This is a genomic window from Helicobacter bilis (assembly GCF_900198365.1).
Lineage (GTDB): Bacteria > Campylobacterota > Campylobacteria > Campylobacterales > Helicobacteraceae > Helicobacter_A > Helicobacter_A bilis_B.
Genome location: NZ_FZMS01000001.1, coordinates 33116 through 47780 on the forward strand (window position 1 = coordinate 33116; position 14665 = coordinate 47780).

12 protein-coding genes and 1 tRNA gene are annotated in these 14665 nt (G+C 36.3%); 5 read left to right on the plus strand and 8 right to left on the minus strand.

Going from position 1 to position 14665, the window contains the following annotated elements; genetic code table 11:
- The first annotated feature begins 3 nt into the window (after positions 1-3).
- Both fusA and C6H08_RS11425 read left to right on the plus strand, forming a co-directional pair.
- The gene (gene fusA, locus C6H08_RS00235; protein WP_034580137.1) at positions 4-2082 is read left to right on the plus strand and encodes an elongation factor G; all 2079 of its coding nucleotides are present in this window, start codon (positions 4-6) and stop codon (positions 2080-2082) included.
- A 319-nt stretch (positions 2083-2401) separates the two neighbouring features.
- Complete coding sequence (locus tag C6H08_RS11425) at positions 2402-2551, plus strand: hypothetical protein (RefSeq protein ID WP_004086493.1); 150 nt, start codon at positions 2402-2404, stop codon at positions 2549-2551.
- Positions 2552-2980: 429 nt separating this feature from the next.
- On the opposite strand, the gene C6H08_RS00240 is transcribed toward C6H08_RS11425, so the two are convergent.
- From C6H08_RS00240 to glmM, 4 genes are all read right to left on the minus strand, one after another.
- Positions 2981-3056 (minus strand) — tRNA-Glu (locus tag C6H08_RS00240).
- A 565-nt stretch (positions 3057-3621) separates the two neighbouring features.
- Positions 3622-4266 carry a hypothetical protein gene (locus tag C6H08_RS00245; RefSeq protein ID WP_034563000.1) on the minus strand — a complete coding sequence of 215 codons (645 nt, stop codon included), beginning with the start codon at positions 4264-4266 and terminating at the stop codon, positions 3622-3624.
- 8 nt (positions 4267-4274) lie between these two features.
- Complete coding sequence (locus tag C6H08_RS00250) at positions 4275-4709, minus strand: hypothetical protein (RefSeq protein WP_034580136.1); 435 nt, start codon at positions 4707-4709, stop codon at positions 4275-4277.
- 23 nt (positions 4710-4732) lie between these two features.
- Entirely contained in the window at positions 4733-6067 is a 1335-nt protein-coding gene (glmM, locus tag C6H08_RS00255) for a phosphoglucosamine mutase (RefSeq protein ID WP_034562996.1), read from the minus strand.
- A gap of 107 nt (positions 6068-6174) precedes the next feature.
- Between glmM and rpsT the strand changes: the two genes are divergently transcribed.
- Together rpsT and C6H08_RS00265 are read left to right on the plus strand one after the other, a co-directional pair.
- The gene (rpsT, locus tag C6H08_RS00260) at positions 6175-6447 is read left to right on the plus strand and encodes a 30S ribosomal protein S20 (RefSeq protein WP_034580135.1); all 273 of its coding nucleotides are present in this window, start codon (positions 6175-6177) and stop codon (positions 6445-6447) included.
- Positions 6448-6472: 25 nt separating this feature from the next.
- The gene (locus tag C6H08_RS00265; protein WP_034580134.1) at positions 6473-6925 is read left to right on the plus strand and encodes a class I SAM-dependent methyltransferase; all 453 of its coding nucleotides are present in this window, start codon (positions 6473-6475) and stop codon (positions 6923-6925) included.
- A 676-nt stretch (positions 6926-7601) separates the two neighbouring features.
- Here the strand turns inward: C6H08_RS00265 and C6H08_RS00270 are convergent.
- From C6H08_RS00270 to rsmA, 4 genes are all read right to left on the minus strand, one after another.
- Positions 7602-8606, minus strand: a complete 1005-nt coding sequence (locus C6H08_RS00270; RefSeq protein WP_034562993.1) for an HlyD family secretion protein — start codon at positions 8604-8606, stop codon at positions 7602-7604.
- A 9-nt stretch (positions 8607-8615) separates the two neighbouring features.
- Positions 8616-10154 (minus strand): TolC family protein, encoded by a 1539-nt coding sequence (locus C6H08_RS00275; protein ID WP_034580133.1) that lies wholly within the window; start codon positions 10152-10154, stop codon positions 8616-8618.
- Between the two features lie 308 nt (positions 10155-10462).
- On the minus strand, positions 10463-12733 hold the full coding sequence (locus C6H08_RS00280; protein ID WP_052100029.1) for a ribonuclease J: 2271 nt from the start codon (positions 12731-12733) through the stop codon (positions 10463-10465).
- Complete coding sequence (gene rsmA / locus C6H08_RS00285; protein WP_034580633.1) at positions 12730-13668, minus strand: 16S rRNA (adenine(1518)-N(6)/adenine(1519)-N(6))-dimethyltransferase RsmA; 939 nt, start codon at positions 13666-13668, stop codon at positions 12730-12732. The genes C6H08_RS00280 and rsmA overlap by 4 nt, the downstream gene beginning before the upstream one ends.
- A 175-nt stretch (positions 13669-13843) precedes the next feature.
- On the opposite strand from rsmA, the gene hisF reads away from it, so the two are divergent.
- A complete protein-coding gene (gene hisF, locus C6H08_RS00290; RefSeq protein WP_034562987.1) occupies positions 13844-14614 on the plus strand; it encodes an imidazole glycerol phosphate synthase subunit HisF in 771 nt (256 codons plus the stop codon).
- Positions 14615-14665: the final 51 nt, after the last annotated feature.

Below are 14665 nucleotides of genomic sequence, written 5' to 3' on the forward strand. Positions count from 1 at the left end.
TAAATGGCTAGAAAAACCCCTTTAAATAAAATACGCAATATCGGTATTGCCGCACATATTGATGCTGGAAAGACAACAACTTCAGAGAGAATCTTATTCTATACAGGTGTAAGTCATAAGATTGGCGAAGTGCATGATGGTGCTGCGACAATGGACTGGATGGAGCAAGAAAAAGAGAGAGGTATCACTATTACTTCTGCGGCGACTACTTGCTTTTGGAAAGATCATCAAATTAATCTCATCGACACTCCCGGACATGTCGATTTTACAATTGAAGTAGAGAGGTCTATGCGTGTGCTTGATGGTGCTGTTGCGGTGTTCTGTTCTGTTGGTGGTGTGCAGCCTCAAAGTGAAACCGTGTGGCGACAAGCAAATAAATATGGTGTGCCTCGTATGGTATTTGTGAATAAAATGGATAGAATCGGTGCGAATTTCTATAATGTAGAATCACAAATCAAAGAGCGACTAAAGGCTAATCCTGTGCCAATCTGCATTCCTATCGGTGCGGAAGATTCTTTCAAAGGTGTAGTTGATTTAGTATTAATGAAAGCTATCGTGTGGAATGATGAATTTATGGGTGCAAAGTATGATATAGAAGAGATTCCAGCAGATTTAATGGATAAAGCAAATGAATATAGAGAAAAGCTTGTAGAATCTGCAGCCGAGCAAGATGAAGCTTTAATGGAAAAATATCTAGGTGGCGAAGAGCTAAGTGAAGCTGAAATTAAAAAAGGCATTAAAGTGGGTTGCCATAATATGAGCCTTATTCCTATGCTTTGTGGTTCAAGCTTTAAAAACAAAGGTGTGCAAACATTGCTTGATGCAGTCGTTGATTATCTCCCCGCACCAACTGAAGTTGCGGAAATTAAAGGTATTGAGCCAAAAACAGAAGAAGAAGTGCTTGTAGAATCTAGCGATGATGGTGAGTTTGCAGGACTTGCGTTTAAGATTATGACAGACCCATTTGTTGGACAGCTTACATTCGTGCGTGTATATCGCGGTAAGTTAGAATCTGGTAGCTATGTGTATAACTCTACAAAAGGTAAAAAGGAAAGGGTAGGGCGACTTTTAAAAATGCACTCTAATAAGAGAGAAGATATTAAAGAAGTCTATGCCGGTGAGATTTGTGCCTTTGTTGGTTTAAAAGAGACACTAACTGGAGATACGCTTTGCGATGATAAAAAGCCAGTGATTTTAGAGCGTATGGAGTTCCCAGAGCCAGTTATTCACATTGCAGTTGAGCCAAAGACAAAAGCCGATCAAGAGAAAATGGCAGTAGCACTTGGTAAGCTTGCAGAAGAAGACCCAAGCTTTAGAGTAAGCACACAGGAAGAAACAGGGCAAACGCTTATCGGTGGTATGGGCGAGTTACACCTTGAAATCATTGTGGATAGACTAAAGCGAGAGTTTCGTGTTGAAGCAGAAGTTGGACAGCCACAAGTTGCATTTAGAGAGACTATCCGTAGCAGTGTTACACAAGAATGTAAATACGCCAAGCAGTCAGGTGGTCGTGGGCAATACGGACATGTGCATATTAAGCTAGAGCCAAAAGAAGCGGGCAGTGGTTATGAATTTGTAAATGAAATTAGCGGTGGCGTGATTCCAAAAGAATATATCCCAGCCGTTGATAAGGGTATCCAAGAAGCAATGCAAAATGGTGTGTTAGCGGGTTATCCAGTGGTAGATTGTAAAGTAACGCTTTATGATGGAAGCTACCACGAAGTAGATTCAAGCGAAATGGCATTTAAGATTGCTGGATCTATGGCGTTTAAAGATGCTTGTCGCAAGGCAAATGCGGTATTATTAGAGCCTATGATGAAAGTGGAAGTTGAAGTGCCAGAAGAGTATATGGGCGATGTTATCGGCGATTTAAACCGCAGAAGAGGACAGATTAACTCTATGGACGATAGAATGGGATTAAAAATCGTTAATGCGTTCGTGCCACTTGCCGAAATGTTTGGCTATTCTACCGATTTGCGTTCAGCTACACAAGGTAGAGGCACTTATACGATGGAATTTGATCATTATGGCGAAGTGCCTAGCAATATCGCTAAAGAAATCATGGATAAACGCAGTAGCTAATCCTTTTTGCTATCCCTTTAGCCTATTTATAATTACGCTTATTGAATCTAAACCCATAAGTTTAGATTCAATCTCAAAACTTCAAAATTACTATATTGTTTTAACTTTCCCATAATTGTTTTTTTGTTGCGTATAATGTGCAATTTAATGGTGAGAATTTAGCTACAATTAAACCTTATTGCATAAGCGATAATCTACAATTAAAGGTTTTCAAGTTGAAAATTTATCAATAGAATCACATAAAAACCCTTGACAAATCGTTTTTTTTGTATTATACGCACATAGCATTATATGCTAAATTTTTATGAAAGGATTTGTTATGAGTGATAAAAAAATAAGCCCTCAAGATAATTCTGCAAATCAGCAGAATGCAAACAAGGGAACACCGGGTGTAAATAAGCAATTTGCACAAGCTCAAGGCAATAGAGGGAAGCAAATGAATCCCAACCAAAATCAGACTAAGAAATAGTCTAAAATAAATTCATGTTGCTAAATTGCAGTATTAGGTTAGCATTATTGCTAAATGCCTGTATTGCAAACAATATGGATTTTCCGTGTTTCTTACCTTATTCTTTTTGAATAATATTTTTGCTTATATATTTAGGGATATTGTCAAATTAAGGTATAAAGGCGGTTTTGATATTTTCCAAATGACACTTATATTTATCGTTATGCTATGGAATCTTTAGATACACTTCAAAATCATTCAGTTAGTTTCTTTCATGATTTATTATACAGACAATCATTTTAATCTTATTTTTTAGTTTTTCAAAAGATTAATATCCTATAAATTTAAAGATTTTTCATATATTATTATGAAAATCTATTTCAGAAATTGAATATACGCTGATAATTGTTAAATGAACCTTAATTATAAAATAAAGTAGATTCTAAAGAATGGCGACCCTTGAAGGATTTGAACCTTCGTTACCGCCGTGAAAGGGCGGTATCCTTGGCCTCTAGATGAAAGGGTCATAAAAAAAGTAAAAAGAATCGATATTGTAGCAAAATCTAATTAATACAAAAAGATAAGGTCTTATGAAATAAATATTGTGAAAGATTTTATTGACGAAGTTTCGGAGTTAAGAATCTGCAACAAAAGTTGCAGATACAAAACAAGAAAAGACATAAAGTCTTGCCTTTGCATAAACAAAAAGTATTCCAAAAAACAATATAGAGTTGAAATTTGGTATAAAAATGCATCTATCAAAATTTTAGCACTTAAACAAGCATTCAAAACATAGGTAAGGGTAGAATAAATAAAAAGCAGGGTTGTTGGATAGAATAACTATGCGAGAACTAGATTACAATATGAAAATTTGTCATGTTGAGTAAAAGCAAATATCTCACGCAGAATCTAGAGACTTGTTTTTTTGAGACGAGGTTGAAAAAATATTTTTTTGTATTAGATACTTCGCTTTGATCAACATAGCAATTATTGGAGTCTATTTTTTTTGCCGAACATTGATGAACACAAGCAAATGCGATCCGCGTTCATGGCTTAGTTTCTAGCTTAAGTAATATGTTTGAGAGTAATCATCACCACAACCTTATAAGTTTAGCATGATGTAGCATTGTAGGCACGCTTGCATGATGGGCTGGTGGGGTTATGCCTGTGTTTATATCTGCATAAACGATTTCTTGTTTTGCACCACCGATTATAGCGGCGATATTTGCACGATTGTAGTGTTCGAAATGATTAGCGATATAGATATTTTCCCAAGATTCTATATGTTTTGGACGATGAGTGATATGAAAATGCCCTACACAATCAAGTGTTATAAGATTTTTTAAATAAATCGCATTAGAATCTAAACAGCAACGCAAGATATTTTTCGCACCCCAGCTATGTGCTATCACAGAGATATTGTATCCTGCCCCACTTAACTTTGGTAGAAAATCAAGCAAAAAAGCATAGCAATTAAAACTCATATAAAGCATACCATATTGCTTCTCTTTTTTTCTTTGTGAAAACAAGCTCTCACAAAATGCCCTCCATACCACTTTATAATAAGTATCACAGAATCCACCGATAAAAATGAGTAGCTCTTTTGTATCAGTCTCTAAAATATGCTTGATAGATTCTATATCATCACCCGTGATATTCCCGCTATATGTATCATAAGACATAGTTGTATATCGTGTGAGAGAGTGTGGCATGATAACAAGCGGTGTTTTAAGCATAAGATTCCCTAATAATTGATGATAGAATGCAATCCATCATCAATTACAATAGATTTGCCACTTTTATAGATATGCAGACTGCCTACAAGATTCTCTCTTTCATAAAAGCCAATCTCTAGTCTATCTTTAGTTTTCCAAGCGTATTTTATAGTGGTTTGTTCGTCTATATATTCATAGTTTTCATTTGGTAAAGTTTGCGGTAAATACTCCATTTTTGTAAGCTCTAGCCATGTAGCATAAGCACTCTCAATCTCACCAGATTCTATAATATAGCGATTAAAATCAATGTCGCTAATATTACATATATAGATACAAATACCGCCTTTGCATTGTTCCTTAAAACAGGCTAAGTTAGTAGAATCTGTTGCAAGTTTATTGTCTTTTGTAACAGCTAGTGCAATAGAAAAAAGTGTAAAAAATAGAAATACTAAAAGCCTAGACATTATACTTCCTTTTTTAACATGCTTTAGCATAGAGTTTTTAAAAAAAGTTCTTGCAACTTAGCATTATAAGATTCAAGTTTTGCTTCATCATTGCCCTCAAGTAGAATGCGGATTTTATTCTCCGTGCCAGAGTAGCGGACTAAATGGCGGATTTTATGAGATTCTATATCTTTTAGAAGATCTTGTAGCCCTTGTATAGAATCTAGGGGCAACTTTTGCTTTATTTGAAGATTACTTTGCTTTTGTGGTGCAAGAGAAAAGGGATTTAATGTGTCTTTGCTTGTCTTATTGCTCTCTAACACAAGAGCTGCTACTTGCAGAGCAGAGACTAAGCCATCGCCTGTTTTTGCAAAATCTGAGAAGATAATATGTCCGCTTTGTTCCCCACCAAAGTTAAAGCCACTTTTAAGCATTGCTTGTAATACATATTTATCGCCGACATTGCATCGCTCTAGCTTAATATCATGCACTCTTAAGAAAGTCTCTAGCGCGATATTACTCATAAGTGTCGCTACTATGCCATTATTATGTAGCAATTTTTTCTTTTTTTGATAGAGGGCTAATGCCCCAATAAGTTTATCTCCATCGACTAAATTACCTTCATTATCAATCACTATCAATCTATCCGCATCACCATCAAGCCCAAAGCCAATATCCGCACGAAGCCTTTTTACCTCATCGGCTAATACATTTGGGTGCATTGCCCCGCAGTTTTCATTAATATTTGATCCATTTGGAGAATCACTTAGCACAATCACATCAGCACCAAGCTCTTCAAATACACTCGGGGCGACTTTATATGCCGCACCATTCGCACAATCAAGCACGATTCTTATCCCTTGCAAAGTCAAATGCTTAGGAAAAGAGTTTTTAATATGCACGATATAGCGACCGATTACATCATCAATCCTTTTACTTGCACCAATCTCTGTGCCGATTTTATAATGTCTCTCTAAATCCTTGCTATGATATAAAGATTCTATCTCTTGCTCTTTTGTCTCATCGAGTTTAAAGCCGTATTTATCAAAGAATTTAATGCCATTATCAAAGTAGGGATTATGACTAGCACTAATCATAATGCCTGCATCACAACGCATATCTTCAGTCAAAAACGCAATAGCAGGTGTCGGCATAGGACCTACTTGTATCACATCCATACCAACGGCAGTCAGTCCAGATACAAGCGCATTTTCAACCATATAGCCACTTCGTCTTGTATCTTTGCCAACAAGGATTCTATTCCCAATAGAATCTCTTTGGAAATACAATCCAGCAGCAATGCCAAGCCGCAACGCAACCATAGCGGTAATATCCACACCAGCCTTACCCCTCACGCCATCTGTGCCAAAAATCTTCATATACTTCTTTCCTTAATGCAATAAATCATAAAATTTTAACATACTTTAAAGATTTTATGTTAAAATTAAGGCTTTTAATTTTTGTTATTTTATTGAAAAGGAAAAACATGGCAAATCATAAGTCAGCAGAAAAACGCATTCGTCAAACAGAGAAAAGGACAGAACGCAATAGATATTATCGCACACGACTTAAAAACATCACAAAAGCAGTGCGTGAAGCAGTAGTAAGCAAAGACCTTGACAAAGCAAATGAAGCTTTCAAAATCGCAAACAAAGAGATCCACAAGTTTGTAAGCAAGGGAATCTTAAAGAAAAACACAGCTGCACGAAAAGTAAGTCGACTAAATAGTGCAGTAAAAAAGCTTGGCCAAGCAGCATAACGCGTACTTATTAGGGGAAAAGAATATGAATAACAAAATGAGTAGTGTCGAGATGATGGCAACCTATGATGCAGAGTGGTATAGCGATCAAGGAAATGAGAGTTACAAATCTGCAAAAGCAACACTTGATTGTATTGCAGAATTATTGCCGAACTTAAGCGATGGTGTAACGAGTGTCATTGATGTTGGTTGTGGTGTTGGCACATGGCTTAGGGCATGGCAGGAAAAATATGGCAATATTAGCATTTGTGGTATTGATGGCAATAGTGTGGAGAGCGAACGCTTTTTCATTCCATACAATTTTTTTCATAGGATAGATTTGACTGCAGATTCTAATGTGATAGTAAGCGAGGTTTTAGAGCATTGTAAAAATGCAGATATTAAAACTAATACGCAAAATACAAATGACACAAATAGCGATACGCTTGATGAGGCAATGGGGGGGGGGGCAAACCCTTTAGTATCGCACAATCCTTAGAGGTTGCCGAGCATTTATACGCAGAATATGCAGAAAATTTTGTTCGTACTCTAACTTCCCTATCTGATATTATTCTTTTTTCCGCAGCAATTCCCCATCAAGGTGGCACACATCATGTCAATGAGCAACCACCAGCCTATTGGGCAGACATTTTTAAAAAATATGACTATGTATGTTTCGATATTGTGCGTCCAAAGGTGTGGGAAAATACAAAAATTGCACATTGGTATAGACAGAACATAATGTTGTATGTTCATAAGGGTAAAGCAGAAATCTTTGAGGCATTAGGCTATAAAATCACGCCAAAGCCGATGCACTTGGTCCATCCTTTCATTTATGGATACATGAGCGATTGTCAGCTAGAGATCGAGAGATTAAATAAGAAGTTAAATAAAACATTTTTTAGACGATTAAATAGGTTGTCTAAAAAACTAAGAGGAAAATTATAATCTAACATTTATGTAGAAGGTAAGTTATATAATGTTATTTTGCAATAGGTAATCTATGTAATATGGCTATATAGTTGTCATGACACCATATTGAAAATTAAGCCACAAGAAAATCTCACCATCAAATACATGCTATGTAGTAACTCATAAAGACTTAGATGAAACTTGTTTTATAAGTTATATAGAATTCTAGGGGTGATAAAGCACAACAAATCTTATCTTAGACTTTATTCACTATCCACAAGCACACTCATGCCTACGCGTAAGCCTTCTACTTTTTGTGTTGGGCGGGCTTCTATCTCAAAAGTTTTCATATCATAGTTTTGTGTGCTAGCTGTTGCTTTCCATGTGGCAAAATCGCCCATTGCAGCGATATAGGTAACGCGAAATTCCACTTCTTTATTTAATGCGGGTATAAAACCCTTAAAGGTATTCCCTTTCTGGAATCTTTGCAAATGATTCTCATCGACACTTAAACGCAACCAAGAATCATTTAAATCAAGCAGCATAACAACAGGAAAACCACTCGGGGCTAACTCTCCACTATGCACTAAAATATTACTCACTTCACCATCTGCTGGTGCAAACGCCTCAATGTCTTTTACATAGGCTTCTACCTCTTGGACCTGCCCTAATGCTGCTTTTTCTTTCTCTAGGGCTGCCTTTTTTGCTTCATCTCTTGTGCCACTTAAGGCAAGTTTATATTGTTGATATGTTGTGCTTTCATTATATTTTGCACTTTGATAGGCTGCAAATGCTTCATCTCGCCTTTGCAAACTCATCACACCTTCATTGTATAGCTGCTGGATTCTCTTATAGGTTTTTTCTGCTAGTTTTGCTTGCGCACTTGCTGCTTGCCATACATCTTTTGCGGATTCTATGGTTTCATTACGCGTTCCACTATGCACTTCTTCATTTAATGCCTTTGCTGCTTCATATCCTGCTTGGGCTTGTGTGAGTTTTGCTTCTAATTCTGGGCTTTTAATCGTAAAGACTACATCACCTTTTTTTACTACATCGCCTTTATGCACTAAAATCTCATCAATGCGTCCTGCAAGTTTTGAGCTAACACTATATTCTTTTGCACTTATTTGCCCTTGAAAGATCTGCTTTTTAGGAAGATAAGCACGATAAAATGTGCCAACAAGCCATATTATAATGAGTGCAAACGCAACGACAATAAACACAACAGAAGCTAACTTTTTCTTATCTTTTAGAATCTCTTGTAGCATATTTTCTCCCTATTTTTGTATTGCAAAAAATGTGTCAAGATCGCCACTTAATGCTTGTAACTTCGCAAATGCAACAATCATTTTATAGGCTACACCCTTTTGCTCGACTATGACAGAATCTAGCGCATTCCTTGCATCTACTACAGAATCATTTGTAACAAGCCCTTGAGAGAATGCCCTCTCTTTTAATCGCAAGTTCTCTTTTGCAAGGGCAATGCTAGAATCAAGGGCTTCATAACTCTCTTTATATAGCTTTATTTGCTTATAAGTTGTTTTTACAAGTAGCTCCATTTTCTGCACAGCTTCTATCTCAAGTGCGCTTGCTTGCATTTGCATAATCTTTGCACCTTGATATTTTTGCAGTCTGCCTTGTGGGCTAAGTAGCGTCCATCTAGCTGCAACCCCTGCATACCAATTTGGCATCATTTGCTCCATTTTTGACCTATTATCAGTTACCATAAAAGATGCAAAAGCACCGATTTTTGGAGTGAATCTACCAAGTTCTAATCGCTTTGTGTAATCTGCCATAGTGATTTTATTATGTGCGATTTGTAAGGCGGGATAGGTTTTAAGTGTCGCTTCTTTGTAGTATTCAAATGATTTTAACTCTAAGTTTGGATTTATGGCTAGAAGTGAAGTTGGATTAGAATCTGTTGTTTGTAAAATGCTATCAAGTGTAAATTTTGCTATATCAAGGGCATTTTCTGCACTTCTTCTTTGATTTTTAGCCTTATCATAGGCTACTTGTGCACCGAGTAGCTCAATGTCTGCGATTTGCCCTAGTCTGTGAAGTTTTTTTGAATTTTCATAATGTTTGAGTGTGCTTTCTTCTGTGGATTGCAATGCGTTTAGAGTCTCTTTTGCAAGCACAACGCTATAATAAATTGTTACTAACTCTTCAAAAGTGGCTAATTCCTTAAGTCTTAACGCCTGATAGGAATCTTTTAGGGCGACTTTAGCAAGTTTATTGCCATAATATCTAGCACCACCGGTATAGAGCGGATATAAAATATTTAATGCACCAACGACAACATCTTGCTCTAAAAGAGTGATGGGCGTGCCATAGAATTGCAAAAGTGAGACAAGCTGTCCGCCCATTTGACCACCTTGTCCTGCTAGATTCTGTGCATCTTGCAACACCTTATTATATTGCGCTCTATCATGAATGAGATCGATTTGGATTTTATTGCCAAGATGAAGATACAAGGCATTTAAATCGATTTGTGGCAAGTATGATAGTTTTGCGGCTAGATTTAGTTTTTCCATATTTTGCGTGTTGAGATATTGTGCTTTTGTGCCTTGATTGTTACGCAATACATCTTGCCATGCGTCATAAATGCTTATGTTTTTGCTTGTATTTTTTGTGTTTTTAGAATCTAGGTTTTGTGCGGTTATGTAATCAGATTGCGTTATGTAGTCTTTGGCTTGTATATTCTTTTTGAGTGAAGTTTGATTAGCATAGCATGTGTATGATAGCATAATGCCAAATAGCCAACATAATGGCAGCAACCCTAATGGCAACTTTGCGGCATATTTGCAATGATTCATTTCTAAACCCTTAAAATAAGATAAGGCATGTAAAACTAAAGTATAGTGTTGATTATAGTCAATATTCAACAATAAAGGACTTATATGCTAGTTTTTAAATTGATAAACGATCTCTATTGTTAAGAAATATCCATGCTAACAGATTGATATGCAAATTGACTTAATGTCAGTTTGTTATAGTATCTCATTGCAATAAGACTAAATTTTATCATTTGGATTAGTAGGTTTCAAAAAGATTGCGTGAAGAGTTATCTTGTCTGCAAACCTAAGTCCATGCAAACTGATCCTACATAAATACTATTACACCCTTACAGATTCCCTTCATTTTCATTAATAGTCTCACTCACAATAGATTCTAAGTGTGTATCTAGCATATCATGTTCTTTATGTGGGGCATTTTGTGTCATTTTTTGTCGCACTTCGCCATCGATTAAGACATTTACTAAAATGGCTGGATATTTTTTAAAGCGTTTGAAAAGTAGCTTTCTTAATACGCTAAACAAGTCATTCTCTAAACTTTTTGCATCTTTAAAAATAGTTGGCTTTGCATTGCTAAAGTGCATATTGATATTATCCATAACAAACTTTGCTAGTTCTGCTTCTTCTTTCTGTCCTAAGATTCCAAAGACATTGATTCTGTTTTCTAGAATCTTTCTTTTTTGCATATCCATACGCAAGGTTAGAATAAAGATTCCATCATTTGCAAGGAGATTTCGTTCATTTATCACATCATTTTCAATCCGTCTATTTGCTTGATTATCCACAAAGCTTTTACCTGTCCGCACGGATTTTACTTTACGCATGTAGTTTGGATTGACTTCGATTTGATCGCCATCTTCCATAAGATAGATATTTTTTTCTAGCACACCACAAGCAATAGCGGTTTGCTTGTGCTTTGCGATATGGTTATATTCGCCATGCACTGGTAGGAAAAACTTAGGTTTAATTAATCTTAGCATGAGCTTTTGTTCTTCTTGGGCGGCATGTCCGCTTACATGGATTTCGCTGAAATCTTGATAGGCGACTTTTGCCCCTGCTTTCATAATGAGATTAATGACTGCGGATACACTGCCCTCATTTCCCGGAATTGCCTTTGCAGATAGTATTACCATGTCTGTTGGCTTGATTTTAATATGTCTGTGCTCATCAGTTGCCATGCGATATAATGCACTCATTGTTTCGCCCTGACTGCCTGTCGTTACGATTAGCACTTCTTCATCTGGATATTGCAATACTTCATGTGCTTCAATAAATACATTGCTTGGTAAATCAATATAACCTAACTCTCTTGCAATATCAAGGTTTTTTTCCATTGAACGCCCTATAACTGCGACTTTGCGATTATATTTCAATCCATACGAGATAGCCTGATACACTCTGTGTATATTTGAGCTAAAAGTGCTCATAATCACTCTGCCTGTGGCGTTTTTAAAGAGATTATCAAAAGTTGGTCCCACACTTGCTTCACTTGGAGTTACACCGCTTTTATGAGAATTTGTAGAATCACTTAAAAGCAGCATTACCCCCTCTTCGCCATAATGTGCTAATCTGTGTAAATCTGTGGGGAGATTATCAATAGGGGTATGGTCTATCTTAAAATCACCTGTGTGCATAATAACCCCTGCTTCTGTGCGGATAGCAAGGGCAGAACTATCAATAATGCTATGTGTAATATGAATCCACTCAATCTCAAAGTCGCCAATTCTAACTGGGCTTCTTTTCTCTACAATGTGAAATAATGATTTATATTGCTTCAAGCCGTGCTCTTCAAACTTATTGCCAACAAGCCCTAATGCAAGCGGTGTACCATAGAGTGGAAACTGAAACTGCTTGTAAAAGTAAGGCACTGCACCAATATGGTCTTCATGTGCGTGTGTAATCACAACGGCTACAATCTTATTTTTAATACTTTGAATATAGTGAAAATCTGGTATCAAGATATCAACACCGGGCATACTCTCATCTGGAAAACTCATGCCAATATCAATGACAATCGCACTCTTTTCAGTCTCAATAATAGTCATATTGCCACCGATTTCGCCAAGCCCACCAAGTGGTGTGATACGCACTTTTGCGTTTGTGTTGAGGTTTAGTTTATGATGCGGATTGAGAGAGCCTTTTTGAATCTTTGTATTTGCTTCAACACCTTTTTTTAAGTCTTTATGAAAAGAGAGATTCCCTTTTTCATTTGTAGTCTTTATCTTTCTTGTGCCATCTTCATGTTTTTCTTCTTCATATCTCTCTCTTTTTTGTCGCATGGCATGTTTATTTTCACCTACCCACTTTCTATTTTCTGTATTAGAATCTTTTGCATACTCGTTTTTAAATTGCGGTTTAAAATTTCGCTTTTTATGCTCATTTACAGAACGCATATTAGAATCTTCTCTTTTGTTAGAATCTTCTGGAGTATGTGCGGGATTTTTAGGGCGAGGCTTTCTTGCATGTGTGTTATGTCTTTCGCCTTTTTGTGTGTCTGTGTGTTCCTGCCTTGTGCGTCTTTTTTGCTCTTTGTTTAACATATCATTTGGCACACTTGCTTGTTCTTCACTCTTATTTTGCGTGTATTCATTTTCATTCATTGTTTATCCTTTTTTATAGCATTATATATATGCAACATATTGCAATATTCTTGTAAGCCTACTTCATGCGCTCTTACATTCTCATCTAATTGCATGGTTTGAAAGATATGTTTTAGCATTGCCTTATCTCTCAGTTTATCATATTGCATAAGATTTGAAAAGAGCTTTTTACGCGGTGCAAGGAATGCAAAATGCAGCAAAGATTCTAAATCTTGCGTATAATGACACTTCCCGCGTTTAAAGCAAAATACTGCTGACTCCACTTTTGGTGGTGGATTAAACGCTTCTTTTGGCACGGAAAAAAGATAGGATATATCCCCAAAAGATTGTGCTAAAAGGCTAAGGCTACAATATGTGCTATCCTTTTGTTTCGCACAAAATTTTTGTGCCACTTCTTTTTGTGTCATTACAAGAAATCCCTTGCAATGCGTATCCTTTAAGGCTTGCAATATAATTGCAGTTGCAATATAATAGGGAAGATTTGAGACCAAAAAGTAATCACTATTAAGCAAATAAGAATCGTTATGTCGCACTTTTAGCACATCAGCTTGCACAAGTTGCAATCTATTTGTTTCTATCTCATGATGATAGTTTTTCTCTGCTTGTGTGATTAAATCATAATCGATTTCATACGCTAAAAGTCTATATTTGCTTAAAAGTCTTTTGGTTAAATCGCCCAAGCCAATCCCCACTTCGATTAATCGCACGCTTTTATCAATCTCTGCGGCAATATCTTGGGGAATGGATTGGAAGATTCTATCAAGTATTACAGAATCATGTAAAAAATGCTGTCCTAAACTCTTTTTATGATGAAAATGTGTTTTGCTTTTTTCATGCTGTTTTAATGTCGCTTTTTCTAAGCTTTTAGTTTTATAAGTTCTAGAATCTACATTGATTCTAGATTCTGTAATGTAAGATTCTAATGTATCTTGCATTATGTCTCCCATTTTCTGTTTTGTTTGTATGTAGCTATATCTTAAGGGCATAGCCTTAAATTCATTTCATATTTTGACTGACTTTATCTTGTAAATAATTAGCTAAACTTATGACTTTAATATTATTTTTCAGTGAAATTATAACGATTTTTCTATGTTAAGTAAAGGGGATATTATGACAAATTTAGCAAAAAGGATTATTCCATGCCTTGATATTAAGGACGGAAGAGTTGTAAAAGGTGTGAATTTTGTAGCCCTAAAAGATGCGGGAGATCCACTTGAAGTAGCAAAAAGATATAATGATTGTGGTGCTGATGAGCTTGTGTTTTTAGATATTAACGCTTCTTTTGAAGGACGCAAAGCAACGCTAAAGGTTATAGAATCTATTGCAAAAGAAGTCTTTATCCCGCTAACTATCGGCGGTGGTATTAGCACACTAGAAGATATTAGCAATCTCTTAGATGCAGGCTGTGATAAGGTTAGCCTTAACTCTTCAGCGATTAAGAATCCAGACTTTATAAATGAAAGTGCTAAGAAGTTTGGGTCTCAATGTATTGTCATCGCCATTGATGTGAAAAGAAGAGAAAATGGAAGTATCGGCGTTTTCACACATGGTGGGCGGCATGATAGCGGACTAGATATGCAAACATGGCTACAAGAAGTGGAGAAAAGGGGGGCTGGTGAGATTCTATTAACAAGTATGGATAGCGATGGCACAAAGGCTGGATTTGATATAGAAAAGCTAAAGATTGCTATGGAATGTTGTGATTTGCCGCTTATTGCAAGTGGTGGAGCGGGATCTATGGAGCATATTCTAGAGGCATTTGAAATAGGCGTTGATGCCGTGCTTGCTGCAAGTATCTTTCACTATAAAGAAGTAGAGATAGAATCTCTAAAGCATTTTTTAACACAGCATAATATCCCTGTGCGTTTGGAATGTGTGTAGATTTGGGAGATTCTATCACATAGACTTATGGATAGATATACTAAATTGTTT

Excerpts from the sequence above, each read along its gene's own strand:
- C6H08_RS00265 (WP_034580134.1), top strand. The coding sequence starts at position 6,473 with ATGAATAACAAAATGAGTAGTGTCGAGATGATGGCAACCTATGATGCA.
- C6H08_RS00275 (WP_034580133.1), bottom strand. The coding sequence starts at position 10,154 with ATGAATCATTGCAAATATGCCGCAAAGTTGCCATTAGGGTTGCTGCCA.
- glmM (WP_034562996.1), bottom strand. The coding sequence starts at position 6,067 with ATGAAGATTTTTGGCACAGATGGCGTGAGGGGTAAGGCTGGTGTGGAT.
- C6H08_RS11425 (WP_004086493.1), top strand. The coding sequence starts at position 2,402 with ATGAGTGATAAAAAAATAAGCCCTCAAGATAATTCTGCAAATCAGCAG.
- C6H08_RS00250 (WP_034580136.1), bottom strand. The coding sequence starts at position 4,709 with ATGTCTAGGCTTTTAGTATTTCTATTTTTTACACTTTTTTCTATTGCA.
- C6H08_RS00245 (WP_034563000.1), bottom strand. The coding sequence starts at position 4,266 with ATGCTTAAAACACCGCTTGTTATCATGCCACACTCTCTCACACGATAT.
- C6H08_RS00280 (WP_052100029.1), bottom strand. The coding sequence starts at position 12,733 with ATGAATGAAAATGAATACACGCAAAATAAGAGTGAAGAACAAGCAAGT.
- hisF (WP_034562987.1), top strand. The coding sequence starts at position 13,844 with ATGACAAATTTAGCAAAAAGGATTATTCCATGCCTTGATATTAAGGAC.
- C6H08_RS00270 (WP_034562993.1), bottom strand. The coding sequence starts at position 8,606 with ATGCTACAAGAGATTCTAAAAGATAAGAAAAAGTTAGCTTCTGTTGTG.
- rsmA (WP_034580633.1), bottom strand. The coding sequence starts at position 13,668 with ATGCAAGATACATTAGAATCTTACATTACAGAATCTAGAATCAATGTA.
- rpsT (WP_034580135.1), top strand. The coding sequence starts at position 6,175 with ATGGCAAATCATAAGTCAGCAGAAAAACGCATTCGTCAAACAGAGAAA.
- fusA (WP_034580137.1), top strand. The coding sequence starts at position 4 with ATGGCTAGAAAAACCCCTTTAAATAAAATACGCAATATCGGTATTGCC.